Below are 350 nucleotides of genomic sequence, written 5' to 3'. Positions count from 1 at the left end.
ACGAATAAAAAGTGTTCACAAAAATGCTCTAAAGAGTCGCAACCTTCAGGTAATACAAAAAACACTCTGAATAATACGACAGAAGAAACCAAAGAAAAAGAACCAAAAGAAAACAACCCTCCCCACCATTTTTCTCTTTCTTCTTCTTCTTCGGGAGGGGGTGCAGATCATACGGGTACTCAAGCCTTGAATGAAGCGCCGGAAAGCGTCAGTCCAGGCTTTGATTCTCCTTTGGCTTCCCGGCAGGAAATAAGAGCCAAATTTGGGCAGACAGTGCAACCCTTGATTGACCAACTCCTGAAGGAGTTTGACCATCTGGACTTGCGGGAAGAGCGGGAACGCCTTCATAA

At 45.1% G+C, this 350-nt stretch carries 1 protein-coding gene; it reads left to right on the top strand.

Annotated features, from left to right (window positions below):
* A partial coding sequence (locus Q0954_RS34635) for a hypothetical protein (RefSeq protein WP_299466843.1) occupies positions 1 to 350 on the top strand: 350 nt, incomplete at both ends.

This window comes from uncultured Microscilla sp. (genome assembly GCF_947493425.1).
GTDB lineage: Bacteria > Bacteroidota > Bacteroidia > Cytophagales > Microscillaceae > Microscilla.
This window is presented reverse-complemented; position numbering and strand designations above follow the sequence as displayed.